This window comes from Xanthomonas hydrangeae (assembly GCF_032697525.1).
Lineage (GTDB): Bacteria > Pseudomonadota > Gammaproteobacteria > Xanthomonadales > Xanthomonadaceae > Xanthomonas > Xanthomonas hydrangeae.
In genome coordinates, this window is sequence record NZ_CP103836.1 from 4,920,998 (window position 1) to 4,947,186 (window position 26,189).

Consider the following 26,189-nt stretch of genomic DNA (forward strand, 5'->3'; position numbering starts at 1 on the left):
GATGTGCGACATGCGCAACGAGCAACTCAAACCCACACTGGGCACCTGGCAACTGTGGGGGATCGCCGTGGGACTGGTGATTTCCGGCGAGTATTTCGGTTGGAGCTACGGCTGGGGCACCGCCGGCACCCTGGGATTTCTGGTGACCACCGTGCTGGTGGCGGTGATGTACACCTGCTTCATCTTCAGCTTCACCGAGTTGACCACGGCCATCCCGAACGCCGGTGGGCCGTTCGCCTACAGCCTGCGCGCGTTCGGCACCTATGGCGGCATGCTGGCGGGCCTGGCCACGCTGATCGAGTTCGTGTTCGCGCCGCCGGCCATTGCGATGGCGATCGGCGCCTATCTCAACGTGCAGTTTCCGACCCTGGACCCGCGCATCGCCGCGATCGGCGCGTATGCGATCTTCATGAGCTTGAACATCGTCGGGGTGGCGATCGCCGCCACCTTCGAACTGATCGTGACCTTGCTGGCGGTGATCGAACTGCTGGTGTTCATGGGTGTGGTGGCGCCGGGTTTCAGCGTTGCGCGCTTCGCCGCCAACGGTTGGGCCGGCAGCAACGATTTCGGCCCGGCGGCGATCTCCGGCATCTTCGCTGCGATTCCGTTTGCGATCTGGTTCTTTCTGGCGATCGAGGGCGCGGCGATGGCGGCCGAAGAAGCCAAGGATCCCAAGCGCACGATCCCGCGCGCCTACATCGCCGGCATCCTTACGCTGGTGGTGCTGGCGTTGGGAACGATGGTGTTTGCCGGCGGGGTCGGCGACTGGCGTCAGCTGTCCAACATCAACGACCCGTTGCCGCAGGCGATGAAGGCCGTGGTCGGCAATAGCTCGACCTGGCTGCACATGCTGGTGTGGATCGGCCTGTTCGGCCTGGTGGCCAGCTTCCACGGCATCATCCTGGGCTATTCGCGGCAATTCTTCGCATTGGCGCGTGCGGGCTTTTTGCCGCACGGGCTGGCCAAACTGTCGCGCTTTCGCACGCCGCATCGCGCGATTCTTGCCGGCGGCGCGATCGGCATCGCGGCGATCTGCAGCGATGGCGTGGTCAAGATCCAGGGCATGTCGCTGACCGCGGCGATGATCACCATGTCGGTGTTCGGCGCGATCGTGATGTATGTGATGAGCATGCTCAGCCTGTTCAAACTGCGCCGCGCCGAGCCATTGCTTGAGCGCAGTTTTCGCGCACCGGGTTATCCGGTGGTGCCGGCGATTGCGCTGCTGCTGGCGCTGGTGTGCCTGGTGGCGATGGTGTGGTTCAACCCGATCGTGGCGCTGATCTTTGTAGGACTGCTGCTGTTTGGTGCGGTGTGTTGCGTGCTGAGCTTGCGCGGCCAACACACGCCTGCGAGCACTGTCAGATGAGTGGGTTCGCCTTCACCGCAGGCGGCGAGCGCTTCCAGTTTGCCGATCTCAGAACGTTGCTGGCCAAGGCCACGCCGGCACGCTCGGGCGATCAACTGGCCGGGCTCGCCGCCGACTCCGGTCTGCAGCGCGTCGCTGCGCAGATGGCGCTGGCGGACCTGCCGCTGCGCCATTTTCTGGATGAGGCGGTGGTGCCGTACGAAGCGGATGAAGTCACACGCTTGATCGTCGACCAACACGATGCAACCGCATTCGCCTCGGTCGCGCATCTCACCGTGGGCGGATTTCGCGATTGGCTGTTGAGTGCGCAGGCCGACGAAGCCGCCCTGGCCGCACTGGCGCCCGGACTGACACCGGAGATGGTGGCGGCAGTGTCCAAGCTGATGCGGGTGCAGGACCTGATTCTGGTCGCGCAGAAAACGCGCGTGGTCACGCGCTTTCGCAACACGCTGGGTTTGCGCGGACGCTTGTCGACGCGCCTGCAACCCAACCACCCCACCGACGACGCCACCGGCATTGCCGCCAGCGTGCTCGACGGTTTGTTGTACGGCAACGGCGATGCGGTGATCGGCATCAACCCGGCCAGCGACAGCCTGGCCGCTACCACCGCATTGTTGCGCATGCTCGATGCGGTGATCACCGGCTACCAGATTCCCACGCAGTCCTGCGTGCTGGCGCACATTACCACCACCATCGAGGCGATCGGCCGCGGCGTGCCGGTGGACCTGGTGTTCCAGTCCATCGCCGGCACGGAAGCGGCCAATACCAGCTTCGGCATCAATCTTGCCTTGCTCCAGGAAGGCTACGAGGCGGGTCTGTCGTTGCGCCGTGGCAGCGTGGGCGACAACGTGATGTATTTCGAAACCGGCCAGGGCAGCGCGTTGTCGGCCAATGCGCATCATGGCGTGGATCAGCAGACCTGCGAGGTGCGCGCCTATGCAGTGGCGCGGCAGTTCAAACCGTTGCTGGTGAACACCGTGGTGGGCTTTATCGGCCCGGAATATCTCTACGACGGCAAGCAGATCATCCGCGCCGGGCTGGAGGATCATTTCTGCGGCAAGTTGCTCGGCGTGCCGATGGGCTGCGACATCTGCTACACCAACCATGCCGAAGCCGATCAGGACGACATGGACGTGCTGCTGACCCTGCTCGGCACCGCCGGCATCAATTTCATCATGGGCATCCCCGGCTCGGACGATGTGATGCTCAACTACCAGACCACCTCGTTCCACGACGCGCTGTATGCGCGCCAGGCACTGGGCCTGCGTGCTGCGCCCGAGTTCGAACAGTGGCTGGAACAGCAAGGCATTTTGCGCCTGCGCGATGGCCGCTTCGAACTCGGTAGCGAGGTGCCGGCACCGTTCCGGCGTGCGCTGGCGCAGTTGCACACCGGCAGCGCGCAATGAGCAGCCCGACCACGCCACCGCGCGACGCCTGGGCACAACTGCGCCGGCTGACGCCGGCGCGCATCGCGCTGGGGCGCGTCGGCACCAGCCTGCCGACCGCGGCACATCTGGATTTCCAGCTCGCGCATGCACAGGCACGCGATGCAGTGCATCTGGCATTCGATCCACAGCCGCTGCAAGCAGCGCTCAAACAGCGCGGGCGTGACAGCATTCTGTTGCACAGCGCGGCGGTGGATCGGCATGCCTATCTGCAACGTCCGGATCTGGGCCGGCGCCTGGACGAGGATGCGGCCGCGCATCTGCGTGGCCTGAGCGCCGTACATGGCGGCGGGCACGATGTGGCTGTCGTGGTCGCCGACGGACTCTCCGCATTGGCCGTGCATCGGCATGCAGCGCAGATGCTGGAACATATCGACGCACTGGCTGCGCATGAAGGTTGGTCGTTGGCGCCAGTGATGTTGATCGCGCAAGGCCGCGTCGCCATCGGCGACGAGGTTGGCGAACTGCTCAAGGCGCGTCTGGTGATCGTGTTGATCGGCGAACGGCCAGGCCTGAGCTCGCCCGACAGCCTGGGCCTGTATCTGACCTACACCCCGCGGGTGGGCCTGACCGACGCCGCGCGTAATTGCATCTCCAACATCCGCACCGAAGGGCTGAGTTACGCCGACGCCACGCACAAGCTGGCGTATCTGCTGCGCGAATCGTTCCGACGCAAGCTGTCCGGCGTGCAACTCAAGGACGAGGCCGAGCAGCCGGCGCTACCGTCGACGGGTCTGCCGGATGCCACGCCACTGACGTTTCTACTTCCCGATGATTTGCCGCAGGATGTCGAACGTAGTCGACGTTAGCCGATCTACTTGAGTGCGCCATCCTGCGGATCGCTGGCCGCGTAGGTGCTGGTCGGCAATTCATTGTCGTGTGGATGACGCAGGGCATTACGTACGTCTTCCGGCAGTTGCTCGACATCCAGCATCGCCTTGCCGGAATGCACATCGCGCACCACCGACGCAGGCAGCACGAAGTCGCCACCGTTTTCTATATCGATGACGAGCTCGGCGCCGCCCTTGCGAATCTCGCGGATTGCACCGACGCCGACTTCGCCATCGCGCAGAAACACCATCTGGCCAGTTTCGATCTGTTGCATCTCGCTTCTCCTGTAGCAGGCGCGCATCGTGCGAGCGCGTCGTGCCAATCACCGTTCTTGCATGCAATCCAAGCTGACAGCGCCAATCCAGCCTCACAACCGAATCGGCGCCTGCACGAGCGACAGCACCTGGATGCATGAGGTCGCATGCACCATCTCGAAGCATGCACCATCTCGAAGATCGCGCATGCGTGGATCAGGCCTCAGCGCAGCGGGACGTCCGCCACCTTGTCCTGGTAATCCTTTTTCGGGTCGACGCCGAACAACACCTTGATGCCGGCCAGCAGACTGGAACCGTTGAGCCAGATCTGCGCGTGATCGGCGTCCAGACGCAGCAGCGCCAACTTGGGATCGTCCTTGCCACCCTCATACCAGGCAGCGACATGCGGGTTCCACAGGCGCTCGACCACAGCCGGGTCGGTGTCTTCGCGCAGCGAGCCGCTGATGCTGGCAAACAGGTCGTGCCCCTTGCTGCTGAAGGCGCCGATGACACGGCGGCCCTGCCCCAGCATGGCAATCAGCGCGTTGTCCTTGGAGGTGAAGAACCAGATCGGACCACCGCTGTCGCCTTCGATCTGCGCGGTCATCGGGCGGGCATGCCCATCTTCCACGCCATCCAGGCCAAGCATCACGGTGCGATCGGATTTCAAGGCTTTCCAGAATTTTTCCTGCAGCTCTTTGGGATCTGCCATCTCACTATCTCACATGCGCGTGTCTGCGCGGGTGGCTCAGTCTGGAAGTCTCCCTGCCCACGGCATGTGACGATGCGCACTCCTGCCTGCACATGACGGCAACGCGACTGGGCTTGGGCACCTACACCATCGACACCGTCTTCCCACTTCAACAACGCCAACCCGACGCCCAAGTCAGCCGGCACGGTGAGTCCCCCTGGGCGGCAATGCAGCAGCAACCGCAGTAGGCACATCCAACGGCGCGACACTGACCATACGCGCAGCCGGTGTCCAGGCGCGTCACCTGCGCGTGCAAAACCATTATGTCGAAGGCACTTACGAGGACGAAAATCAGGCCGCTATGGCGCTGGCGGCACCTGGCGACCAGGCCAGTTTCGAAGATGCGCTGGTGACCGGCAATCAGGGCGCCTTGCTGATCGGCGCGACCAATGCCGCCGCGGTGATTCGCACCTACTTCAAGAACAGTACCATCAAGGGCGATGTCGACTTCCTCTTCGGGATGGGCGTGGGCGTGTTCGACAATGCCACCATTCATTCGGTCGGCGCATGCCCGGGCAGAAGATGTGGGTTGAACATCCTTCGCATGCGCACGATTGCATTCGCAACGAAACAAATAAAATTAACCGGTCAGGGTTAGGATAGAACCCATGCTGCTGAGTCAGCACGTTTGCACTCGAGAAAACCTGAGTAGCACTGATGATAGCGGAAGGGAAAATCCGCCATAAACACGGGCACAGCTACGCTTTGTCTTTATATATTATAAATTGAATTAATCCGCCTGGGGCGCTCAACTCCAGGCAAAACATTATAGGCTAAAAGCACCATGGTACATTTTCCAAAAACCACATCCCTGCGCGCGTCCTGCGCAATTCTCACCATCCTAGCGATCAGCGACGTGTCTGCAAGCACCAACTCAATCAACCTCCCCCCCGGCACCATCGTGCAGCACGTCGTCCCGACTGCTCAGCGAGATGCGAGTGCTTCCTACTGGACACTCGCACGGATGCAAGCTGCGGTTTCCGCATCCTTCGTGGATGACAACCCGGTCGACGGCGACCCGCCAGAGTTGCAGAATTCGGCATTGGTGCGCGATGAAACCCCGGCTGCCGGGTTGAAGGTAGTGAAAGGAGCGGTGCCGACCCCGAAGACGGATCCGTCCGTGCCGGTTCCAGGATTCCCCCCCGCAGCTCATCTGGGCGTGGTCTTCTTCCGGGCGAACGGCGTAGACCAGCGCTGCACTGGCAACGCGGTCGTCTCCGACTCCGGTAACGTCGTAGCCACTTCCGGGCGATGCGTCTCTGCCCTAACAGGTAAGTTCGTGTCGCACTTGGCGTTCGCGCCAGCCTACAACGGTACCGCCCCCTACGGTATTTGGCCTGCGACGACCATCACCGCCGATAATCGCTGGGTCGTAGGGCGAGCCGTTGACTACGATACTGCGTTCTTCCAAGTGCAGGCCCCCGTGGCAATGAAGCCGTCCGGCGCCACTTTGTCGAATACTGTCGGGGCGTCTGGCGTTCGCTTTATCGGTCAGGAGGACGACAACGAATATCAGGTAACTGGCTACAGCACCGACCCTGGTGCAAATCCGAACACGCCGGTCAGCGTGACCAGCACCGCAGAGCCGAACCCATGGATGAACAAGGACTATGCCATTGAGGGCCTGGAGTGGGATGCCCGCCTCGGTGTCAGCGGCTCACCTTGGGTTTCGCTCAACGAGGATACCGTGCAGGACGTCGAAGTTGGCATGACCTCATTCGCATATAAGCAGTTCACCCACGCCTCGTTCGGTCCTCAGTGGACGTCAGCAATCGGTAACCTGTATCAGACGGCAGCGGCCATCAACTAGGCATGCAAATGGCCGAGACGTATAATTTATTAATTTATTAATTTATTAATAAAATTTCACTATTACTGGAACGCCTGCACGCTGTTCGACTTGATCGAACAGCGTGCAGTTTGATGCCAAGATCGGCCACGCAGTGATGAGGACTAGCAATACGCATCAATGCTTCGCTTTTCCAGTAAAGGTCCGTATTTGAACATATCTACCATCTCGCTGTTTCTTGCTCTTTTTATCGCACAGGTCGGCATCACCAAGGCTGCGACCGGGGGCTTTTCTTCTGCGTCCATATCAAGCGAAACCGCGATTACAGTGACAACGCTCGCGGAGCTGACAGCGGCACTCAATGCTAAACATCACCATATTATCATCGGTGGAAATATCTACGGCGGCCCAAAATTAACCACCCTGAATTTTTCCAGCACCGATTGGAACAACACAACAATCGAGGGTGCTCCAGGCGGCCGTGCGGTCTTGCAGAATATCCAATTGAAATTCAGCGGCGAAAAGCTACCGGCCGGGGAAAATATCCAAAACGTGGTCATCAGAAACATCTCATTCGCCGGCAATATCGGCGACTTGCAATCCTTGCCTTACCAAGTCGAAGGAACTTCCAACAACATCGGCATCAACTACATGGGCGTATCCTTGCGACGTACATCTAATGCTTGGATAGACCACTGTAATTTCTACGACATGAGCGATGATCTTCTGTTAGTCAGCATGTCATCTGATTACATCACCCTGTCGTACAATCATTTTTACTTCAGCAACAGCTGGGTCAACATGAACCCGGATCCGGTATGGAGCTGGGTTGACAAGAGTTATCATGACCTCGCAAACGAGCGCTTGGCAATCCTTGTTGGTTACAACAAGAACGATTCATACATATATGGCGGCAACAAGCTGCACGTGACGTTGCACCACAACTGGTTTGGCCCCAATCTGGCCGGGCGTCCACTACTACGCGGCTGGGTCCATGCCTACAATAATTACTTTGACAATAGCACCTTACCGAATGGTACCCGCACCGCCGCAGATGGTCGCCGCTATGGAAAGCAGCAGTACAACGCTTTGCAGATAGGTAGCGGCAGCATCGTTTTTTCCGAATCAAACTATTTTTACAAAACCAATGTCAGCAACCATATTCGACTGGAATCAAGCGGTGACATATACAATTTTCATGAGAAGAAAAACGTGTATGACGCAACCACAGGCGATTCGGCGACCGGCTCAACCTTCAATAACGCGCCGGTGAAATACAGCTACGAGCCTGACGATGCGGCAAGAGTCCCCGGCATCGTGCGGTCCAACGCGGGGCCGCACTAAACGCGATTCCTCCAGGAATTAACTAGGTACCCGAGGGAGCCGCAGGAATTCTTGAAAAATTCCATGTTGACAACCTAGCCATCCCACTTTCGCTATTTTTCACGAATTCGTGCCGCCTCTCATCCGTAACCGTTTTGTCCCCGGCTCCGGTACGTCTGGCAATTTCGCCAAACCGTTTCCATGAGCACCGCAATACCGGCGCCAGCAGCGCCATTGACTCACTGCATCACTTGGCAATGAACCCCTGTTGGCACCTGCGTGATGTGCATATTCTCTCTTCGGCGATGCGGCGCTGGATTCGCCCATCCGGACACGCTACCCGGCGTAACGCAATACCCTTGCGTATAGATTGCCACCGACCAACATCACCAGCGCCGAGACGACATGCGGATCGGCAACGTCTTGATCGCTGCTGCGGTAACGCAACCGCAACACATGTCATCTGCAGACCTGGTTCATCCCCACCTCGCGCTTCACGCCACTGGAGTAGTCCACCGTGCAATCCCCGTCCGCTTTTCCGGCTATCGCGCCCTTGACGCTCGCCCTGCTCGGTCTATCCGCCTTCCAGGCCGGTGCGGCGCGTCCGCATGCACAGGACGTGGCCGATACCGCGCATGGCATCTCCACCAGTTGGGGCATGATCCAGCAGCCCACATTGCCGACGCAGGTCTGCGCAACGCTCAAGGCCGCGCTGGTGCCGGTTGCCGGCTCGCTGGATGCGCTCGACAGCGATCCAACACAGTCCAAGCGCGACACGGCGCGTTTGCAGGCGGCCATCGATGATTGCCCCGCCGGTAGCGCGGTGCGCCTGGTCACCGGCGATGCCGGCGAATCTGGCGTGTTGAGCGGCCCGTTGACGATCAAGAGCGGAGTCACGCTGTGGATCGACCGCGGAGTCACCTTGTTCGGCTCGCGCAATCCGCGCGACTACGACAATGGCCTGGGCACCTGCGGCACCGCCACCAGCGACAAGGCCAAATCCTGCAGCCCGCTGATTCATGTCGCCGATACCGCCCACAGTGCGATCGTCGGCGCCGGCAAGATCGATGGACGCGGCGGCAGCACGCTCACTGCCGGGCCCAATGCCGGCACCGCCAGCTGGTGGGATCTGGCCTATCTCAACGTCACCAAGGGACTGAGCCAGCACGTGCCGCGGCTGCTGCAGATCGACGACAGCACCGACTTTACGTTGTACGACATCACCCTGGAAAACTCGCCCAACTTCCACGTTACCACCGATAACGTGGTCGGCTTGACGGCATGGGGCATCAAGATTCTCGCACCCAGCCTGGTCTATTCGCGCCCGGACTATCGCTGCCCGGCCGGCAGCACGCCGGACGTCAATCCGCACGCGACCTGCTTCACTCCGGAAACGGCCAAGAACACCGATGGCTTCGATCCTGGCCAGTCGAAGAAGGTATTGCTTGCCTACTCGTACATCGGCACCGGCGACGATGGCGTTGCGATCAAGGCGCATGCCAGCAGCAAGCGCAGCATCGCCTCGGAAAACATGCTGTTCGCCTACAACCAGTTCTATTACACGCACGGTTTTTCGCTGGGCAGCGAAACCGATTCGGGCATGCGCCATATCGCCGTGCGCGGCCTGAGCATCGATGGCTTCAACAGCAACGACGTGAACTCCGATCCGTATTCGGCTAACGGCCTGCGCATCAAATCCGACGGCAGCCGTGGCGGCCAGGTCTACGACATCAGTTTCGAAAACGTCTGCATGCGCGGCGTTGCCAGGCCCCTGGTATTCGATGCCAACTACGCCAATGCAGCGGTGCGCAACAAGCTGCCCAATTTCAGCGGCATTACGTTAACCAACGTGCACTCGCTCGGTTCCAAGGCGTTTGGCGGCGGCGAGCTGAGCTTCTACGGCTATCGCGATGCGACCACCACCTTGCCGATCACCCTTTCGCTGGACAACGTGGTGCTGGAAGGTGGCCCGATCTCGTTCGCAAAGCCGCATTTCGGCGGGCCGGCCAGCAATCCGGGCGCAACGCACTTCACCTTCAAGGGCGGGCCAGTGAGCTTCTTCGATCAACTGTCGGAATCGGTGCCCAACGATGTGCAACTGCAAGGCAAGCCCGGGCCGGGCACACCACTGCAGTGCAATGACGCCTTCATTGCTTACCACTCGGTATTGCCTGATTCGCCGATCTGACTGTGCTTGAGGCCGCGCTGCGTGCACCGCTCTTAACCATGCACCAAAACTCGGCTGATCGAGGGCGCGGTGCCCTCACCGCTCGCGGGACACGCCGCAAGTACGTCCTTGTAGGCTCGGTGGCGGCATCCATGCCGCCACACGGTCCCGCAAGCGGTAAGGACACCGCGCCAGGACGTTGGTCGGTAGCTGCGTAAAACGCTGGCCGTCTCATGAGTTGCATTGGCCTGCTGATGCGGGTCGCAGAATTACATGTGAGCTAGCAAAGTAGAAGCACATCATGCATCGCTTGCACCATGCACACCGACCATCTCGACGGGTCCTTGCCCGCCCACCGTCGCGGGACCTTACGCGGCATGGATGCCGCGTAAGAGCCTACATGGACGTACTTGCGGCGTGTCCCACGATGGTGGGCGGGCAAGGACCCTGCAACCAACCCGCAGATCATCCGCCCTGCAATTTGCTCTATCCACACTCTCTCATCGCTTCAAGACGAACGAGATTTCGAGTCGTAGCGTAATTAACTGCGATAAGAAGCTTGGTCAGTCGAAGGCATCGCGCCAGTTAAGGTGGCCGTGGCTGATGGGAACCACAAAACCGGCCGCACCCAACTGGCGGTGAGCACAATAGTTTTGTTAGTCGCTCTTAGTCCGCACCGCTGGCCGCACGCCAGCTATGCCACAGCTGCTGCACCGGCGGCGGATACGCCGCTTTCCCAGCGAGTTCGCGCTGCAAGCGCAAACGGGCCAGCCGCGACCACACCCGATGCGGCCGCGCCAACCCAGGCTTGCGCGGCCAGGCCTGCAGCAATTGCGCGCGCCATGCAGCTGTCGTCATGCCGCCGGGCGTTGCGCTGTCGCCGGCCACACGCTGACGTGCGTCCAGCCATTGCACCGCCACCGCGGTGGCATCGCCAGACCGGTTGCGCGTAAACATCACCGCCTCGACTGCAACCACGGCCTCGGCAAAGCCGCGCAAGGTGTCCAGCGCTTGCTGCAACGCTTGCGGCGGCACGCGGGCATCCTGCATCGCCGGCAAGGTGTCGGCCAATTGAGCCCACGGCGCACGCACCGGTTCCAGCACGCGCCCCAGCGGATGACGCGAGCGCTGCTGCGACCAATCGCGCAGCTCCTGCTGCCACCACGCCAGCTTGGCATCGGCCGGCAACGGGTCGCCAGCGATATTCATGATGTCTTCCCATTCCTGCAGCAACGCAAACCAGGCAGTAGCCAGGGGGCGTTGCGGTTGCGGAACGAAAGGCTCGGCAACCGACCATTCCGGCCAGCGCGTGCGCCATTTGTCGAGAAAACTGTCGAGAGCGCTGGATTGGCTCATGGCGGGTCCAGAAAAAAACGAAAGAACATCAGCTGTGCGGCCACGTCGCGGCATCCCACAACAGGTGCGGCTGCTCGACCAACACATCGGCTTGCCAACTCAAGGGATCGTCATCGTGCAACCGATAGCCCCACAACACCGCTACCGATGGCATCGCTGCCGCGCGTGCGGCCAGGATGTCGCGCTCATCGTCGCCCACATAGACGCACTGCGCAGGCGCAATGCCGATGCGTTCGGCAGCTGTCAGCAACGGCAACGGATGCGGCTTGCGCTCGGCCAGCGTATCGCCGCCGATCAACACCGCGCAGCGCTGTTCCCAGCCCAGTTGCGGCAGGATCAGCCGCGCCAGATATTCGGGCTTGTTGGTGACGATCCCCCACACGCAACCGGCGCGCTCCAGCCGCAGCAGCAATTCTTCGACACCCTCGAACAGCTGCGATTGCGTACCGATCGAGGCTTCATAGCGACGCAGGAATTCCGGCACCAAGGCATCGCGTGCGTCCGCGTCGAGTTCGGCAAACGCAACTGACAGCATCGCGCGCGACCCTTTCGACACCACCGGGCGCAGCTGCGCCAACGCGATCGGCGCACGTCCCCGCTCGCTCAGCATCGCGTTGACGGTGGCCAGCATGTCCGGTGCGCTGTCCAGCAAGGTGCCATCCAGATCGAACAACACCGCACGCGGGAAATTCATAGACGCCCCGCCGCTGGACGGCTGCGTCCGGCCATCCGCAAGGTAGGAATGCGCAGACATCAAGCACGCACCTGCTGCTGCCAATCCCGACTCCCCACTCCCCAATCCCCGCTCGTCACGGCTTCACCGCATAGGCCAGATAATTGACCTCGGTCCGCGACGACAGCCGCGCACGATTGCGCCACGGCTCGTACAGCATGCCGCTGACGTCTTCCAGCTGCAGTTCGGCGCTGCGCAACCACGCCGCAAGTTCCGCCGGCTTGATGAAATCCTTGTAGTGATGCGTGCCCTTGGGCAGCAACCGCGCGATGTATTCGGCGCCGACCACCGCCAGCGCAAACGCGGCCGGAGTGCGATTGAGTGTGGACAGGAACAGCTTGCCGCCCGGCTTGAGCAGACTGGCGCAGGCGCGGATGATCGCGGTCGGGTCCGGCACGTGCTCGAGCATTTCCATGCAGGTCACCGCATCGAAGCTGCCTGGCTGCTCGGCGGCCAGGTCTTCCACCGACTGCACGCGGTAATCCACCTGCACGCCCGATTCCAGACTGTGCAGGCGCGCCACCTTGACCAGCTCCGGGGCCAGATCGATCGCGGTGACCTGCGCGCCCAGACGCGCCATCGACTCGCTGAGCAACCCGCCGCCGCAGCCGACATCGAGCACGCGCGCGCCGGCAGGATCCAGCCGCGCGGACACGTAATCCAGACGCACCGGGTTCAGCGCATGCAGCGGCTTCTGCGGACCGTCGGCATCCCACCAGCGCGTTGCCAGCGCGGCGAATTTATCCAGCTCGCTCTGATGAAAATTGCCGGAGGTGGTGTGAGTATTCGGATTCATGCGGAACTCCGTGATTCGATGACGCGCGCTCAGGCGCGGACGGTGCGTATGCGGTCGCGCCACTGCCGCGCATTGGCGACCAGGGCGGCGATATCCATGTCGACCAGCTCGCGCTGCACCAGTTTGGGCTTGCCGGCGATCCACACATCGGTGACCTGATGGCGGCCGGCCGAATAGATCAATTGCGACAGCACATGATGCAGCGGCTGGGTCTCCAATGCAGACAGATCCACGCAGACCAGATCGGCCTGCTTGCCGATTTCGATCGAGCCGATCTTGTCGCCGAAGCCCAACGCGCGCGCGCCGCCCAGCGTGGCCGCACGCAAGGTGGTGGCCGCATCCAGTGCGGTGGCATCGTTGGCGACTGCCTTAGCCAGAATCGCCGCGGTGCGGTTCTCGCTGAACATGTCCAGATCGTTGTTGCTGGCGCAGCCGTCGGTGCCGATGGCCAGGTTCACGCCTGCACGTTGCAGCGCGCAGGCCGGGCAAAACCCCGAGGCCAGCTTGAGATTGGATTCCGGGCAATGCACCACGCTCACGCCGCGCTCGGCGCATAGATGGATTTCCGCCTCGGTGAGCTGGGTCATGTGCACGGCGATCAGGCGGTCGTTGACCAGACCCAGGCGATCAAGTCGCGCCAGCGGACGCTGCCCGTATTGCTTGATCGAATCGGCCACTTCCTGCGCGGTCTCGTGCGTATGCAGATGCACCGGCAGGTCGAGCTGGTCGGCCAGCATGCGTACGCGCTCGAAGTTGGCATCGTTGACCGTGTATGGCGCATGCGGCGCAAACGCGGTGCTGATCAGCGGATCGTCGCGCCATTGATCGTGCAACTCGCCGGCACGTGCGAAGTATTCGTCGTCCGACGAGGCCCACGCGGTGGGGAAATCGATGATCACCGCGCCCACCAGCGCGCGGAAGCCGTGCTGCTTGTACACCGCCGCCTGCACATCGGCGAAGAAATAGTTTTCGTTGACGCAGGTGGTGCCGCCACGCAGCATTTCGGCGATCGCCAGCGTGGTGCCGTCGGCCACGAATTCCGGCCCGATCACCGCCGCTTCCACCGGCCAGATGTGCTGCTGCAGCCACACCATCAGCGGCAGGTCGTCGGCAATGCCGCGCAGCAGCGTCATCGGGTTATGCGTATGCGCATTCACCAGGCCCGGCATCAGCGCCGCCTCCGGGCGTGAGACGGTCTGCTTCGGCGCAAACCGTGCGCGTGCTTCGGCAATCGGCAGGATCGCCACGATGGCGCCGTTGCTGACCGCCACCGCGTGGTCTTCGAGCACCACCGCATGCGGTTCGATCGGCACCACGTAGCCGGCTTCGATCACCAGGTCGCACGCTTCGGGAGGGACATTGGTCATGAGCGGATCCATAAAGGGTTAGTTGTCGAACGGCCAGCTGGCATCGCCACCGGCCACAGGCACATAGCGCTGGCCGTTGTAGCGCAACACCTGACGCACGCGACGGGTGCGTTCGGTATCGGTGTCGCTGCCAGCGGTGCTCTCCACGGTAGACACGTTGGCTGTCAGCACGATGTCCGCATAGCCGGCATGTACCTGCGGCGCCATGCTCAGGCTCAGATTGGCGACTTCGGTGATCACATCGCTCTTCCCCACACTGCACGGCTCGCCTTTCACACGTTGCCACGCATAGAGATCGCGTTGCAGTACCGGGCGCAAGCTGCGCCCCTCGCGCACCAGCAAGGTCAATGCCTGATTGCTGTAAAAATCCGGGCAGCTGGGCCCGTGCGCGGCGCTATGTATCACCACGCCGATCGCGCGCACGCCCTTGGCCAGGTCGTAGCGCGCGGTATCCAGATGCAAACTGTCTGCATCGAGTTCGAAGGCGGCGTCCTCACCCATGTCCTGCGCGTAGAACGCCAGCACCTTGCCGCTGGCCGCATCGAGCATGGCCACGCGCAACTCAAGGTCGCGCTCGCCAGGCACGGTCTGGCCGTCGCCAGCAAATGCGATTGCCGCCAGCCGGATGGCCGCATCGTTCGGCCATGGCTTGCAGGTCTGGGCCACCGCACGCTCGACCGGTAGCGTGGCTGCAGCGCCGCCCACGACCCCGGAGGTTGCAATGGCCGCAACGGCGGCCACATCACCGGCACCACAAGCTGCGGTAGCCGCTTGCGCAAAGGCCGGGCACGCTGCGAGCGCAGCCCACAGCCCCACCAGGACACCGGCACTGCGTATCGCTCGACCAGGCCAGCGTCCCGGGCGCATTCGGCTTACTTGACGCGCGCCGAGTATTCGCCAGAACGCGTATCGACCTTGATGATTTCATCCTGGTTGACGAACAGCGGCACGCGCACCACCGCACCGGTTTCCAGCGTCGCCGGCTTGCCGCCGCCGCCCGAGGTATCGCCGCGTACGCCCGGGTCGGTCTCGGTGATCTTGAGCTCGACGAAGTTCGGTGGCTGCACCCAGATCGGCGCGCCGTTCCACAACGTCACGATGCAGTCTTCCTCGCCCTTGAGCCACTTCTCGGCGCCGCCCATGCCGGCCTTGTCGGTCTGCACCTGCTCGAAGGTTTCCGGGTCCATGAAGTGCCAGTACTCGCCGTCGCTGTACAGGTAACGCATGTCGGTATCGACGACGTCGGCCACTTCCACGTCGTCGGTCGCCTTCATGGTCATTTCGACCACGCGACCGGACTTGATGAAGCGGTACTTCATGCGGGTAAAGGCCTGGCCCTTGCCCGGCTTGACGTATTCGGTCTCGGTGATGACCGCCGGTTCGTTGTTGACCAGGATCTTCATGCCGTTCTTGACGTCGTTCATGCCAACAGTGGCCATGGTGCAGCTCCTCGATAAGACCACGACCTGCCACAGGCCGTGGCAGGTCGGATTAGAATGGGGCGCCCGCCGCAACCGGCGGGCATTGGTTTTGTGACCGCACATGATACCCGCAGCCCCCCTCGCCTTACAGCCATCTCAGCCCTCCACCCTGCAGTCGCCCCGCTGGCAGCAGCAGTGGCGCGATGCCGTGCGCGATCCACGCGAGCTACTGGCGCTGCTGGGCCTGGACGCCGCTGCTGCCGGCATCAGCGCAGAGGCAGCCGCCCAATTCCCGCTGCGGGTACCACGCGCGTTCGTTGCGCGCATGCACCGTGGCGACCTGCACGACCCATTGCTGCGCCAGGTGCTGCCGCTGGATGCCGAAATGCGGCTGGTACCGGGCTTCGGCCTGGATGCAGTCGGCGATGGCGCCGCTAAGACCGCAGACGGCGTGATCCAGAAATACCGCGGCCGCGCCCTGCTGATCGCCACCGGCAGCTGCGCGGTGCACTGCCGCTACTGCTTCCGCCGCCACTTCCCGTACGCCGAGGAAACCGCCGCGCGCGATGGATGGCGCGAGGCGGTGGCCGCCATCGCCGCCGACCCCGGCATCGACGAAGTGCTGCTGTCCGGCGGCGACCCGCTGTCGCTGGCCACCAGCAAACTGGCCGAACTCACCGACGCGCTGGCCGCCATCGGGCACATCAAACGCCTGCGCATCCATAGCCGGCTGCCGGTGGTGCTGCCCGAGCGCGTCGATGCGCCGCTGCTGTCCTGGCTGCGCAGCCTGCCCTGGCCGGTGGCCTTTGTGATACACGCCAACCACGCCAACGAATTCGACACCGCCGTGGATGCAGCCATGCGCGCCCTGCGCGAGGCCGGCGCGCAACTGCTCAATCAGGCCGTGCTGCTGCGCGGTGTCAACGACAGCGTGGATGCACTGGCCGCGTTGAGCGAGCGCAGCTTCGCCGCGGGCGTACTGCCTTACTACCTGCACCAGCTCGACCGGGTTGCAGGGGTCGCGCATTTCGAAGTGGACGATGCACATGCACGCGCCCTGCATACCGAACTGGCAACGCGTCTGTCGGGTTATCTGGTGCCGCGTCTGGTGCGCGAGATTCCTGGCGATACCGGAAAGCGGCCGCTGTAATCGTCACCGCCGCGCGCACACCCCCGTAGGAGCGCACCTGGGCGCGATGAAGCCTTCCCGGTAAAGCCCCATCGCGCCCAAGGGCGCTCCTACACACAGCGCCATGGCACGTTAAACCAACCTACGCACGCCACTCACCCCGCCGCGATCAGCTTGACCAGATCGGCCGGGCTCAGCGGCCTGCTGAACCAGTAGCCCTGGCCCAGGTCGCAGCCGCGATCGCGTAGCAGATTGAATTGCGCTTCCTGCTCGATCCCTTCGGCCACCACCGTGATGCCCAGCGAATGCGCCATGCCGATGATGGCGGTGGTCAGCGCCAGATCGTCCGGGTCGCGCTGCAGGTCGGCAATGAAACTCTTGTCGATCTTGACCCCGTCCACCGGCACCTGGCGCAGATGGCTCAAACCTGAGAACCCGGTACCGAAGTCGTCCAGCCACACCTTCACCCCGGTGCGGTGCAACTGATCCAACAGACTGGCAGCCATCATTTCGTCGCCGATCACTGCGGTTTCGGTCAGTTCCAGATGCAGGCGCGCGGCCGGCAATCCGGATTCGGCCAGGCACTCGGCCACAGTGTCGATCAGGTCGCCACTGCGTAGCTGACGCGGCGAGACGTTGACCGAAATGAACAAGCCATCGCCCACCACCGGCCACTGCGCCGCCTCCAGGCAGGCCGCGCGCAGCACCCTGGGCCCGATCACTTCGATCAGGCCGCTCTGCTCGGCGATATCGATAAAGGTGGACGGCGGAATCGTGCCGAGTGCCGGATGCTGCCAGCGCAGCAACACCTCCACACCGACCAGCACACGGTCGATGGTGCGGTAGATCGGTTGATAGACCAGGCGCAGCTCGTCGCGCTCCCACGCCCCGCGCAGCTCGTGCTCCATATGCACACGGCGCTCCACCGCATGATCGGCGGCGCGGCTGTAGAAACGGTGGCAATTCTTGCCGGCGACCTTGGCCTGGTACATCGCGATGTCGCCGTTCTTCAACAGCGCGGTGGCGTCGTTGGCATCGTCCGGGAACAACGTGATGCCGATCGAGGTGCCCAGGAACACCTCGCGGCCCTGCACATTCAACGGACGGCTCAACTCGTGCACCAGCCGGTCTGCGAGCTGGGCGGCCAACAGCGTGACATCGCCGCTCTGCAGCAGGATCACGAACTCGTCGCCGCCGAAGCGCGCCAGAATCGCATCGTCGCCACCCAATGCACCCACCGCACGGCTGATGCGGCTGGCGAACTGCAGCAGCGCCTCATCGCCGGCCTCGTGCCCGAGCGTGTCATTGACGCGCTTGAAGTCGTCGATATCGGCAAACAGCAGCGCCAGTTTGCTGTCGGTGCTGCGCGCGGTGTTGAGCAGATGGTCCAGGCCTTCGCGAAAGCCCAGCCGGTTGGTCAGCCCGGTCAACGCGTCGGTGTAGGCCATGTGGCGCACCTCGCGATCATGCCGGGCGATGCTTTCGCTCATGCGCCCGAACGCGGACATCAACTCGCCGATTTCGTCGTTGCGCGGATGCGGCGGCAGTTGCACTGCGTAATCGCCGCGCTCGATCTGCTTGGCCGCTGCAGCCAGCAAACGCACCGGCGCCACCAGCGTGCGCTGCACGTAGATCGCCAACAACACACCCAACGCGACCAGCGCGGCCAGCAGCACCAGTAACCAGCCCAGATCGCGCTTGCCGATCGCGTTGAGGTTTTGCACCAGGGTCAGATTCGCGCCGGACTCGATCTTGCGCACCCGCTCGCGCGACATGCCCACGCGCACGCCGCCGATGCGCTGGTCGCCGATCTTAATCGGCACCGTCACATCCAGCACCTCGGGCGAGGATTGCAGCAACATGGTGCGCGCGCCGGCCGCCTTGACCGCCAGCGGGTCGTTCATCGTCTGACCGTAGCGCTGCAGCGTCGGCGTGCCGTCGTGCACCAACCGGCCACGTCGGTCGAACACCAGCACGTAACTCACCACCTGCTGACGCGAGGCGTTGCGCACCAATGCACCCACCGCTCCCAGGTCGGAGTAGTAGAGCGGATTGGCAAGGCCGGCCGCCAGCTCGGTGGCCAGTGTTTCGCCACGCGAGCGCAGGCTGCGATCGAACAGCTCGTGTAGGATCTGTGCACTGAGCCCGCGCACCTCGCGCTGCATCGCGCTCTGGCGTTGCAGCAACGAGGCCAGAATCGCACCGACCAACAGCAGCGTCAGCGCCATCACCAGCAGAAAACGTGCCTGCAACCCAAAGCGCACCTGAGTCATTCCACTTGGTCCCTGACACGTTGCACCCCGGCGCTCAACGCATTCAGGCGTCGGCGGCTGTTGTCATCCAGCGGATGGAATGCGGTGGTGCCGAAAAAGCGCTTCAATGCCGGGCCGGCTTGCGGGTCGGACGCGGCCTGCAGCAAGACGACGCGCAACTGCCGCTCCACCGCCGGGTCCAACCCGGTACGCACCATCTCCACCGCACGCGGTACGGGCGCACTGCGGTGCACAATGCGGAAGTCGCGCCTGAAGGTCGCCGGCAAGTGGCGTTCGTCGTCCCAGTCGGCATTGCTGAAAGCGCCCGCATCGATCAGGCGCTTGTGCACGAATGCGGCCACGTTCAATTTCGTACCGACCATCAAATAACCGACCGACCCCGGCACCTGGGTATCGTCCGGCGACAGCAGCACATCGCAGGCGATGCCGTTGCGCAGCAACTCCAGCATCGGCAGCAGATAGCCACTGGTGGACGAGGCGTTCTGCAGCGCAAGAGTGTGCCCGCGCAGTTGCTTGAGCGACTGGATCGGGCTGTCGCGGCGTACGAAGAACACGGTGTGGAACTCGCGCATGCCGCCGCGCTCGGTCATCACCAACGGATGCGCACCGCCGCGCTGTTCCAGCAGCATTGCCGCACCGGTGGTTTCGCTGACCCAATCGACCCGGCCACGGCGCAGATAGCTGGACATCTGCCGCGCATCCGGCGCCATCAGGATTTCGCCACGGCGGATGCCGACCACGCGCATGCGCGGCACCACATAGTCCAGCAGGGGTTTAAGTTGCTCGTAATGGATGGCGGGATCGTCGCTGATCCGGCCAAGCACCAGGACCGAAGAAGGCGCTGCCGCAGCCGTCACGGCGAAGCCCGCCCCAGCGAGCAGCCAACAGGCAATCAGACACCATCGTAGACCGCGCAAAAAGGACACTCCCTAGAGCCGCCGACAGCCTAGCCGAATCTCTCAAGATGTGACAGACGTCAGTTTCCGGCCCGCTTTGCCAGCATGGCCATGCGCTGCGCATCGGACAGGATGCCGCGCAGCAAGCGCACCTCCTGCTCGCTCATTTCGGTGCGCAACAACAGCCGCCGCAGCTTGCGCATCGCCGACTCCGGCGCGCGGCCCTTGTGGAAATCGATGTCGTCCAGCGTCTCGCCCAACTGGGCAAACATGCCTTCCAGTTGCGCGTGACTGGCGGGGCCTTCGCGCAGTGCGCCGGTGGTGGCTGCCGGCGCCGGTTCCGCCTGGCCCGCTTCCAACTGTGCCAGCCGCACTTCATAGGCCAGCACCTGTACTGCGGCAGCCAGGTTGAGCGAACTGAAAGCCGGGTCGGACGGGATGTGCACGGCCGCGTGGCAGAGCTGCAACTCGTCGTTGGTCAGCCCGGTACGCTCGCGGCCGAACACGATCGCCACTTCGGCCGGCTCGCCGGCCTTGGCCAGGGCACGGCGTGCGCCGGCGTCCGGCAGCAACTCTTCCAACGCCACCCGGCGCGCGCGCGCGGTGCAGCCGATCACCAGCGTGCAATCGGCCACCGCCTCGCCCAGCGTGGCGAAGACCGGTGCATTGCCGAGCACGTCCTCGGCACCGGCAGAGCGCCGGTAGGCGTCCTCGTCGAGGGCGCGCTCAGGGGCGACCAGCACCAGACGCGAGATCCCCATCGTCTTCATCGCACGCGCGGCGGCGCCGATATTGCCTGGATGCTGGGTACCGACAAGAACAAAACGGATGCGCTGACTGACGGACATGAACGGAGATTGGGGAGCTGTTCGGCCGTAGATGGTAAACTGCGCGACCGGTTTCGTGCCGGACCGCTCTTTTACCTTCGCCAATTCTTCAATTCTGCCTTCACGGGAGCTTTAACCATGCAGAAACCCGCCGTCACCGTCATGGTCAAAGCCGCCCGCCTCGCCGGCAATGTGCTGTTGCGCGGTATCAACAAGCTCGACGCGCTCAATGTGGTGCAGAAGGGCCGCATGGATTACGCCAGCGAAGTCGATGCCGATGCCGAGAAGGTCATCATCAAGGAACTCAAGCGCGGCTACCCCGAGTACGCCGTGTTCGGCGAAGAAGGCGGCGTGCAGGGCGGCAAGAGCGGCCGCTACACCTGGGTCATCGACCCGTTGGATGGCACCAGCAACTATCTGCGCGGTTTTCCGCATTACTGCGTGTCGATCGCGCTGGTGGAAAACGGCGAGCCCACCGATGCGGTGATCTTCGACCCGCTGCGCAACGAGCTGTTCACCGCCAGCCGCGGTGCCGGCGCAGTACTCAACGACCGCCGCATCCGCATTGCCGAACGCAAGGACCTGGAGGGCGCGATGGTCCACACCGGCTTTCCGCCGCGCGAGCGTGCACGCATCAGTGCGCAGCTGAAGTGCGTCGATGCGTTGCTGGTGCAGGCCGAAGACGTGCGTCGCACCGGTTCTGCCGCGCTGGATCTGGCCTATGTGGCCTGCGGCCGCGCCGATGCGTATTTCGAAGCAGGCGTCAAGGCCTGGGACATCGCCGCCGGCGTGCTGCTGGTCCGCGAAGCCGGTGGCCGGGTCTGCGACTACAAGGGCGCCACCCCGCCGCGCATGGACAACATGGGCCCGGAAACGCAGCAGATCGTGGCCGGCAACATCAAGATCAGCGACGCGCTGCAGAAGGTCATCGTCAACACCGGCTACGCGCGCGAGTTCGACGCCAAGTTCTGATCGGCGCCCCGGGCAATCGTAGGAGCGCGCTTGCGCGCGATGGAGCTTTCCCAGGGAACGCCTCTTCGCGACCAAGGTCGCTCCTACACGACAGGCCGCAGCAAACCAAGAAGGCCGGGATCGCTCCCGGCCTTCTTGCGTCACAGCGTCAACTCAAGAATCAGGCGATCGCAGCGTGGTAGCGGCGCTCGACTTCTTCCCAGTTCACTGCGTTATAGAACGCGCCGATGTATTCCGGGCGACGGTTCTGATACTTGAGGTAGTACGCGTGTTCCCACACGTCCAGACCCAGGATCGGGGTGTTGCCTTCGAACAGCGGGCTGTCCTGGTTGGCGGTGCTTTCGACCACCAGCTTCTTATCCGGGGTCACGCTCAACCACGCCCAGCCCGAGCCGAAGCGGCTGACGGCGGCCTTGGTGAAGGCTTCCTTGAACTTCTCGAAACCACCGATGTCCTTGTCGATCGCCTTGGCGACCTCGCCCTTGGGCTCGCCGCCGCCATTGGGCGACAGCACGGTCCAGAACAGCGAATGGTTGGCGTGGCCACCACCGTTGTTGCGCACCGGGCCCTGCAGGTTTTCCGGCAGGCTCTTCAGCTTGGACACCAACTCTTCGACCGGCAGGTCCGCATACTCCGTCCCTTCCAGCGCCGCATTGACGTTGTTGATGTAGGTCTGGTGATGCTTGGTGTGATGGATCTCCATCGTCTGCGCATCGATGTTCGGTTCCAGCGCGTCGTAGGCGTAAGGCAATTGCGGAAGGGTGTAAGCCATGCGTGTCTCCTGGACTTGCCGCCCGGCGAAGACCGGGCGTTGAGGGATAAATAGTAGGGACGGCGGCGGCGCTTACCAAGAGTGCTGGCAGGGAAACTTCATCCCATCGCACACCGCGTCGTGTTCGCTGCACACCTTGCACCATGCCCCGGTTACTTGGGCGTGAATCGCGCAAGCGTACACATGCCGCGGCGTTCAAAGTCGACACAGTCGCGCAACGGCATACTTGATCTGCCGTCTCCACAATCGCTTCCGGATCGTCTTCATGCGCAAGCCCGCTTTGCTGATCGTCGCCATCGTGCTGCTCGTCACCGGCTTATGGGGCGTGCGCGTGATGCAGACGCCCAAGCCGCAGTTCGCGCCGCAGCTCAACGCGCCGATCGCCGCAACAGCGCCGCCCGAACAGTCGACTCGGCAGCAGGGTCTTCCGGGTTTTCTGCCGACCGAAGCGATGGCCACCATCGTATTGATCCAGCGCGGCGGGCCGTTCCCGCATGCGCAGGACGGCAGCGTATTCGGCAATCGCGAACAACGCCTGCCCGAGCGTGAGCGCGGCTATTACCACGAGTACACCGTGGAGACGCCCGGCAGCCCAGATCGCGGCGCACGCCGCATCGTCACCGGCGGTACGCCGCCGCAAGCGTGGTACTACAGCGACGATCATTACCAGAGCTTCAAATCGTTCAAAGGCCCCACGCCGGAGCAGGCGCCATGAGCGCAGGCGACTTCGCACTGGACCTGTCCGACCCGCAACAATCAGGCGTCTATCAGGCCGACACCGACGATCTGGACACCATGGCCGCGCTCGCCCGCGACGCCGGCCTGCGCATCCTGCGTGTGGATCTGGCCAGCTGCAGCGACAAGCACATGTTGCTGATGCGCCTGGCCACCCAACTGGATTTTCCGGCCAGCTTCGGTCGCAACTGGGACGCGCTCTCCGATGCCTTGCGCGACCTGGCCTGGCTGCCCGCATCACATGGCTATGCGCTGTTGATCAACGGCGCAGACGCACTCGCGCGCACTGCACCAAACGATCGCAACACCCTGCTGGATATTCTCGACGAAGCCGCAACCGCCTGGGCCGCGCGCGGGCTCACATTTGCAGCGTTTGTGGCGCCTGCAAGTGCTTGCGACTGAGAGCGGCTAACAAATCCCCTCTAACGCTGCAGCGATGGCGGCAACGTCTTGGCAACACGCGCCTTCGTTGACGAGCGAAATTCAGATGCGAATCAAAGCCTGGTTAGTCGAGTGCGCGGTGCCCTCACCGCTTGCAGGACACGCCGTGAATCCGTCCCTGGAGGCTCGGTGGCGGCATCCATGCCGCCACACGGTCCCGCAATCGGTGAGGACACCGCACCAGAAAGGGAGTCGGTTGCTTTGAGAAGAGCTACGCACACCGACCATCTCTACTGGTCCTTGCCCGCCTACCATCGCGGGACCTTACGCGGCATGGATGCCGCGTAAGAGCCTACACGGACGTACTTGCGGCGTGTCCCGCGATGGTAGGCGGGCAAGGGCCCTGCAACCAAGCCGCAGATCGGCCGCTCCACAAGTGGTCCATCAGCACCGTTCAATCACTCCAAGACAACCGAACGCATTGCACGATCAGCAGATAGCCACAGCGCTGTTGGTCATCAGTGCCTGCCGGCGAGTAACGCTCCTGCTACCCGACGCGCATCTCAACAGCGGCCAACTCGCAATGAAATTGCGATGCATGTTTGCCGCACCTACAAACCCACACAAGAACGGCACGCAGCTGCGCGCCGGTCCGGCAATCAACTATCCAGCTCGCTCCAGCGCGCGAACGCCGCATCCAGCTGCGCCTGTGCATCGCCCAGCGCGGCGGTATGCGCGGCCATCGCCGTGCTGTCGCGCTGATAGAAGGCCGGGTCGTTCATCGCATTGGTGAGCGCGGCGACCTGCTGCTCCAGGCTGTCGATCAAGGCCGGCAACTGTTCCAGCTCGCGTGCATCCTTGTAGCTGAGCTTGCGCTTGGGCGCAGCTTCCGTCGGTGCGGCAGCAGGCGCCGCCGGCGTAGTCGCAGCCGCCGTCGCCGATGCCTTGGCGACCGCCATTGCATTGGGCGCCGGGGTGCGACGCTGACGCAGCGAATCGCTGTAACCACCAACGTAATCGCCGACCAGGCCCTCGCCTTCCATCACCAGCGTGGAGGTCACCACGTTGTCGAGGAAATCGCGGTCATGGCTGACCAGCAACAAGGTGCCGGTGTATTCGCCGAGCAGCTCTTCCAGCAGCTCCAGCGTTTCCACGTCCAGATCGTTGGTCGGTTCGTCCATCACCAGCAGGTTGGACGGCTGCGCGAACAGCCGCGCCAGCAGCAGGCGATTGCGTTCGCCACCGGAGAGACGGGTGATCGGCGCGCGGGCGCGTTCCGGGGTGAACAGGAAGTCCTGCAAGTACGCATGCACATGCTTACGCTTGCCGTTGATCTCGATGAAATCGCGGCCTTCGGCCACATTTTCGATCGCACTCCAGTCTTCGCGCAACGTGGAGCGGTACTGATCGAAATACGCGATCTGCAGATTGGTGCCGATGCGGATCTCGCCCTGTTGCGCCTGCAGATCGCCCAGCAACAGCTTGAGCAAGGTGGTCTTGCCGCTGCCGTTGGGGCCGATCAGACCGATGCGGTCGCCACGCTGGATGATGGTCGAAAAATCCTTGACCATCGTGCGTGCGCCGAACGCGAAGCCGACCTCCTTGGTCTCGATCACCTTCTTGCCGGACGACTCGCCCTGCGAGACTTCCATGCGCACATTGCCGCTCAGATCGCGGCGTTGCACACGTTCGTTGCGCATCGATTCCAGGCGCCGCACACGGCCTTCGTCGCGGGTGCGCCGCGCCTTGATGCCCTGCCGGATCCAGATTTCTTCCTGCGCCAGCATCTTGTCGAAGCGCGCATTTTCCTGCGCCTGCGCATTGAGCCGCTCTTCGCGGCGACGCTCGTAATTGGCCCAGTCGCCGGGCCAGCTGGTGACCTGGCCGCGGTCGATTTCGACGATGCGTGTTGCCAACGCACGCAGGAAGCGCCGGTCATGGGTCACGAACAGCACGCTGCCGTTCCAGCCTTTCAGGAACGACTCCAGCCAATCGATCGCTTCGATATCCAGATGATTGGTGGGCTCGTCCAGCAGCAGCACGTCCGGCGAAGACACCAGCGAGCGCGCCAGCAACACACGGCGCTTCATGCCGCCGGACAGGCGCGCAAACTCCGCATCGCCATCCAGTTCCAGCTTGGTCAGCGTCTCGGTGACGCGCTGATCCAGCGCCCAACCGTCGGCCGCGTCGATCTTGGCCTGCACCTTGCCGAACGCATCGCCATCGAACACCTCGGCATGGCTGAGCTGATGGAATTCGGCCAGCCAATGACCCAGCTCGCCCAGGCCATCGGCCACCACATCGAACACGCTGCCGCCGGTGCCCTGCGGCACCTCCTGCTCCAGCCGCGCGATGCGCACGCCCTGTTGCACGCGCACTTCCCCATCATCGGGCTTGAGCTCGCCGGCGATCAATTTCATCAAGGTCGATTTGCCGGCGCCGTTGCGGCCGATCAGGGCGATACGCTCGCCCGGCTCGATCGTGAGGTCGGTTTTTTCCAGCAACAAGGGGCCGCCGACGCTGTAGTCGACGCTTTGCAGAGTGATTAAAGGCATGGCGCAATTGTACGGGAATCGGGAATGGTGAATCGGGAATGGAAAGGCCT

At 63.0% G+C, this 26,189-nt stretch carries 23 protein-coding genes and 1 pseudogene; 11 read left to right on the forward strand and 13 right to left on the reverse strand.

Translation table 11 applies throughout. From position 1 onward, the window contains the following. Window position 1: 1 nt before the first annotated feature. The 3 genes from eat to eutC are packed head-to-tail and all read left to right on the forward strand — an operon-like array spanning window position 2 to window position 3,620. A complete protein-coding gene (eat, locus tag NYR97_RS20800) occupies window positions 2-1,366 on the forward strand; it encodes an ethanolamine permease (protein WP_316695547.1) in 1,365 nt (454 codons plus the stop codon). Next, window positions 1,363-2,772 (forward strand): ethanolamine ammonia-lyase subunit EutB, encoded by a 1,410-nt coding sequence (locus NYR97_RS20805; protein ID WP_316695548.1) that lies wholly within the window; start codon window positions 1,363-1,365, stop codon window positions 2,770-2,772. The genes eat and NYR97_RS20805 overlap by 4 nt, the downstream gene beginning before the upstream one ends. Then, a complete protein-coding gene (eutC, locus tag NYR97_RS20810; RefSeq protein ID WP_316695550.1) occupies window positions 2,769-3,620 on the forward strand; it encodes an ethanolamine ammonia-lyase subunit EutC in 852 nt (283 codons plus the stop codon). The genes NYR97_RS20805 and eutC overlap by 4 nt, the downstream gene beginning before the upstream one ends. Window positions 3,621-3,625: 5 nt before the next feature. On the opposite strand, the gene NYR97_RS20815 is transcribed toward eutC, so the two are convergent. Together NYR97_RS20815 and NYR97_RS20820 are read right to left on the reverse strand one after the other, a co-directional pair. Continuing rightward, on the reverse strand, window positions 3,626-3,916 hold the full coding sequence (locus NYR97_RS20815; protein WP_205394549.1) for a hypothetical protein: 291 nt from the start codon (window positions 3,914-3,916) through the stop codon (window positions 3,626-3,628). Window positions 3,917-4,119: 203 nt separating this feature from the next. Then, entirely contained in the window at window positions 4,120-4,608 is a 489-nt protein-coding gene (locus NYR97_RS20820) for a pyridoxamine 5'-phosphate oxidase family protein (protein ID WP_104569952.1), read from the reverse strand. A gap of 101 nt (window positions 4,609-4,709) precedes the next feature. Here NYR97_RS20820 and NYR97_RS20825 point away from each other — a divergent pair. From NYR97_RS20825 to NYR97_RS20840, 4 genes and pseudogenes are all read left to right on the forward strand, one after another. Beyond that, window positions 4,710-5,176: pseudogene (locus tag NYR97_RS20825) on the forward strand (pectinesterase family protein); the annotation flags it as partial. 255 nt (window positions 5,177-5,431) lie between these two features. Continuing rightward, on the forward strand, window positions 5,432-6,457 hold the full coding sequence (locus tag NYR97_RS20830) for a hypothetical protein (RefSeq protein WP_205394547.1): 1,026 nt from the start codon (window positions 5,432-5,434) through the stop codon (window positions 6,455-6,457). 159 nt (window positions 6,458-6,616) lie between these two features. Beyond that, window positions 6,617-7,780, forward strand: a complete 1,164-nt coding sequence (locus NYR97_RS20835; RefSeq protein WP_205394546.1) for a pectate lyase family protein — start codon at window positions 6,617-6,619, stop codon at window positions 7,778-7,780. Between the two features lie 496 nt (window positions 7,781-8,276). Continuing rightward, window positions 8,277-9,947 carry a glycoside hydrolase family 28 protein gene (locus NYR97_RS20840; protein ID WP_205394545.1) on the forward strand — a complete coding sequence of 557 codons (1,671 nt, stop codon included), beginning with the start codon at window positions 8,277-8,279 and terminating at the stop codon, window positions 9,945-9,947. Between the two features lie 645 nt (window positions 9,948-10,592). Here the strand turns inward: NYR97_RS20840 and NYR97_RS20845 are convergent. From NYR97_RS20845 to efp, 6 genes are all read right to left on the reverse strand, one after another. Beyond that, entirely contained in the window at window positions 10,593-11,282 is a 690-nt protein-coding gene (locus tag NYR97_RS20845) for an isoprenoid biosynthesis enzyme family protein (protein ID WP_205394544.1), read from the reverse strand. Between the two features lie 28 nt (window positions 11,283-11,310). After that, window positions 11,311-11,976: a phosphoglycolate phosphatase gene (locus tag NYR97_RS20850; protein ID WP_316698412.1), complete on the reverse strand. Its 666-nt coding sequence runs from the start codon at window positions 11,974-11,976 to the stop codon at window positions 11,311-11,313. A 115-nt stretch (window positions 11,977-12,091) separates the two neighbouring features. Continuing rightward, the gene (gene ubiG / locus NYR97_RS20855) at window positions 12,092-12,811 is read right to left on the reverse strand and encodes a bifunctional 2-polyprenyl-6-hydroxyphenol methylase/3-demethylubiquinol 3-O-methyltransferase UbiG (RefSeq protein ID WP_210763339.1); all 720 of its coding nucleotides are present in this window, start codon (window positions 12,809-12,811) and stop codon (window positions 12,092-12,094) included. Between the two features lie 29 nt (window positions 12,812-12,840). Then, window positions 12,841-14,178 (reverse strand): TRZ/ATZ family hydrolase, encoded by a 1,338-nt coding sequence (locus NYR97_RS20860; protein WP_316695553.1) that lies wholly within the window; start codon window positions 14,176-14,178, stop codon window positions 12,841-12,843. A gap of 18 nt (window positions 14,179-14,196) precedes the next feature. Further along, window positions 14,197-14,919 carry a PA3715 family protein gene (locus NYR97_RS20865; protein ID WP_486684776.1) on the reverse strand — a complete coding sequence of 241 codons (723 nt, stop codon included), beginning with the start codon at window positions 14,917-14,919 and terminating at the stop codon, window positions 14,197-14,199. Between the two features lie 131 nt (window positions 14,920-15,050). Beyond that, the gene (gene efp, locus NYR97_RS20870) at window positions 15,051-15,617 is read right to left on the reverse strand and encodes an elongation factor P (protein WP_006450332.1); all 567 of its coding nucleotides are present in this window, start codon (window positions 15,615-15,617) and stop codon (window positions 15,051-15,053) included. Window positions 15,618-15,720: 103 nt separating this feature from the next. On the opposite strand from efp, the gene epmB reads away from it, so the two are divergent. Further along, entirely contained in the window at window positions 15,721-16,749 is a 1,029-nt protein-coding gene (gene epmB / locus NYR97_RS20875) for an EF-P beta-lysylation protein EpmB (protein ID WP_316695557.1), read from the forward strand. A gap of 134 nt (window positions 16,750-16,883) precedes the next feature. On the opposite strand, the gene NYR97_RS20880 is transcribed toward epmB, so the two are convergent. From NYR97_RS20880 to NYR97_RS20890, 3 genes are read right to left on the reverse strand one after another with little or no spacing between them, the layout of a single operon-like run. After that, window positions 16,884-19,001: a putative bifunctional diguanylate cyclase/phosphodiesterase gene (locus tag NYR97_RS20880; RefSeq protein WP_205394539.1), complete on the reverse strand. Its 2,118-nt coding sequence runs from the start codon at window positions 18,999-19,001 to the stop codon at window positions 16,884-16,886. Then, window positions 18,998-19,927, reverse strand: coding sequence for a phosphate/phosphite/phosphonate ABC transporter substrate-binding protein (locus NYR97_RS20885; protein ID WP_316695561.1), 930 nt, complete (start codon window positions 19,925-19,927; stop codon window positions 18,998-19,000). Before NYR97_RS20885 ends, NYR97_RS20880 begins: the two co-directional genes overlap by 4 nt. 50 nt (window positions 19,928-19,977) lie before the next feature. After that, entirely contained in the window at window positions 19,978-20,745 is a 768-nt protein-coding gene (locus NYR97_RS20890; protein WP_316695562.1) for an RNA methyltransferase, read from the reverse strand. Between the two features lie 117 nt (window positions 20,746-20,862). Here NYR97_RS20890 and NYR97_RS20895 point away from each other — a divergent pair, with 117 nt between their 5' ends. After that, complete coding sequence (locus NYR97_RS20895) at window positions 20,863-21,696, forward strand: inositol monophosphatase family protein (RefSeq protein ID WP_016905058.1); 834 nt, start codon at window positions 20,863-20,865, stop codon at window positions 21,694-21,696. 160 nt (window positions 21,697-21,856) lie between these two features. Here NYR97_RS20895 and NYR97_RS20900 read toward each other — a convergent pair whose 3' ends face one another. Beyond that, on the reverse strand, window positions 21,857-22,468 hold the full coding sequence (locus tag NYR97_RS20900) for a superoxide dismutase (RefSeq protein ID WP_016904847.1): 612 nt from the start codon (window positions 22,466-22,468) through the stop codon (window positions 21,857-21,859). Window positions 22,469-22,733: 265 nt separating this feature from the next. Between NYR97_RS20900 and NYR97_RS20905 the strand changes: the two genes are divergently transcribed. Beyond that, the gene (locus NYR97_RS20905; protein WP_316695565.1) at window positions 22,734-23,183 is read left to right on the forward strand and encodes a guanyl-specific ribonuclease; all 450 of its coding nucleotides are present in this window, start codon (window positions 22,734-22,736) and stop codon (window positions 23,181-23,183) included. Then, the gene (locus NYR97_RS20910; RefSeq protein ID WP_316695566.1) at window positions 23,180-23,605 is read left to right on the forward strand and encodes a barstar family protein; all 426 of its coding nucleotides are present in this window, start codon (window positions 23,180-23,182) and stop codon (window positions 23,603-23,605) included. Before NYR97_RS20905 ends, NYR97_RS20910 begins: the two co-directional genes overlap by 4 nt. Before the next feature lie 638 nt (window positions 23,606-24,243). Here the strand turns inward: NYR97_RS20910 and NYR97_RS20915 are convergent. Further along, complete coding sequence (locus tag NYR97_RS20915) at window positions 24,244-26,139, reverse strand: ATP-binding cassette domain-containing protein (protein ID WP_316695568.1); 1,896 nt, start codon at window positions 26,137-26,139, stop codon at window positions 24,244-24,246. Window positions 26,140-26,189 lie beyond the last annotated feature (50 nt).